The sequence below is a fragment of the Aliterella sp. E5.1 genome (genome assembly GCF_057473825.1).
This window is the reverse complement of the sequence record NZ_JBYCCV010000331.1, coordinates 1-1,624: the sequence shown is the minus strand read 5'-3', so window position 1 is coordinate 1,624 and position 1,624 is coordinate 1. Positions and strand designations below refer to the sequence as shown.

The 1,624-nt window shown below is 45.9% G+C and carries 3 protein-coding genes and 1 pseudogene; 3 read left to right on the top strand and 1 reads right to left on the bottom strand.

The window, feature by feature from the left end; all coding sequences use genetic code 11:
• On the top strand, window positions 1-400 hold a 400-nt coding region (locus AC2VE5_RS26915; protein WP_486890600.1), incomplete at its 5' end, for a DUF29 domain-containing protein.
• Between the two features lie 301 nt (window positions 401-701).
• Here AC2VE5_RS26915 and AC2VE5_RS26910 read toward each other — a convergent pair.
• On the bottom strand, window positions 702-950 hold the full coding sequence (locus AC2VE5_RS26910) for a hypothetical protein (protein ID WP_486890601.1): 249 nt from the start codon (window positions 948-950) through the stop codon (window positions 702-704).
• Window positions 951-1,131: 181 nt separating this feature from the next.
• Here AC2VE5_RS26910 and AC2VE5_RS26905 point away from each other — a divergent pair, with 181 nt between their 5' ends.
• Window positions 1,132-1,404 (top strand): toxin, encoded by a 273-nt coding sequence (locus tag AC2VE5_RS26905; RefSeq protein ID WP_486890599.1) that lies wholly within the window; start codon window positions 1,132-1,134, stop codon window positions 1,402-1,404.
• Between the two features lie 3 nt (window positions 1,405-1,407).
• Window positions 1,408-1,624, top strand: a pseudogene (locus tag AC2VE5_RS26900) (hypothetical protein); the annotation flags it as partial.

Sequence of the window (1,624 nt, the reverse complement as noted above, 5' to 3'; positions counted from 1 at the left end):
CCTTTGGCTCTGTGAGCAATTAGCAGCCCTGCGGGAGGGGCAATTTGCCGCCGCCGACTGGGAAAATATCATCGAGGAATTAGACAGTTTGGGGAAAAGCGAGAAGCGTTCTCTAGAAAGCTATCTAGAGAATTTACTCATGCACCTTTTGAAGTATCAGTACCAACCGCAGAAGAGATCTCGAAGCTGGTTGCTGACGATCTTAAACGCCCGGACTGCAATTCGGCGATCGCTCAAGGCCAGCCCGAGCCTAAAGCCTTACCTTGCTGAGGCATTAGCTGAAGTTTATCAAGACGCTAGACGGGCGGCCTCGGTTGAGACTGGCAAAACCCTTGAAATATTTCCTGCTAAGTGTCCCTATCCGATGGAGCAGATTTTAGACCCCGATTTTTTGCCTTGACAGCACTCCTGCCAATCTTTCTTCCCTGGCGTGAGCGTGGAGAAGCTTTAGGAGAGAGGGCTTCCAATAAACCAATATGCTTATTAGACGAATGACATGCAAAGAAGAAATGGCTCTTCTACATTGCCTGTAAAACTGCGGATGAGTTTATCGCAACAGAGTGTTAAATCCTGCCTGTTGGAAATGCTTGTCTGCTGTCAAGATATCCTTAATGCCCTTTTCCTCCATGATCAGCATTGATGCACAGTCTGTGATGCTGTAGCCTTTGTCCATTCGCTGCCTGTATCGATGAAAATATATCTCACGATTCCTTGGGTGAACCGTACAGATAATGCTCAGCATTTCGAGCAAAATCCTTTGGAACCTTTGCCCATTCATCATCAGGGACTTCAGCACCAATTTCAGCAAGTTGCTCCCAGAGAGGCTTAGCCTCAGGATTGAACTCTAATAATTTTGTGCCAATGACAGAGTTAATCAGCCCCTTAGCTTCTTCCAGCTCTCCATCGCTGAGACTTTGTATGATTTGAAGTAACTCTTCTTTGTTACTCACTTTGCCGGCTCCTGCGCTTTGCTGACATTGGGGGCTTATTGAGATTCTAGCCTGGTAGTGGTTAACCCTTACATCCCAACTAGCCTAAATTAAAGAGACAACGGCAGGCTCAACCTGGAAAGCGGCAGACCTTATCTCTATGCACCACCGAGAATTTTTTTCAGGAGGAGGATGATAGGGTTTGAAATCATTTCGATGGAATACAGACAAGAATCGCCAGTTGCAGGCAGAGCGAGGAGTGAGGTTTGAGCAAGTCCTGCAAGCCATCAATGGCAATAAGGTTCTGGATGTTATTGATCATCCTAATCAGGAAAAGTATCCCTCTCAGCGAATCTTTATCATCGAAATGAAACAATATATCTATCTGGTGCCGTTTGTGGAGAATGACCAAGAAATTTTTCTAAAGACAATTATCCCCAGCCGCAAGTTAAAAAAACAGTATATAGGAGCGTAAGCTATGCCCCCTTTAGATGCCCAAGAACAAGCAATCTTGGAATCTGTAGAACTGAATGAGTGGCAGTCTGTGCCGAATGTAGCCCAGGAAATTGAACGGTATCAGCGCTATGCTCAGGCACAGGTTACTACGCTGGAAGCCATCAGCATCGAGCTACCTACGACTGATATACAAGCTTTACAAGAAGTTGCTCAGCAATTGGGCATTCCGGTATCGCTAC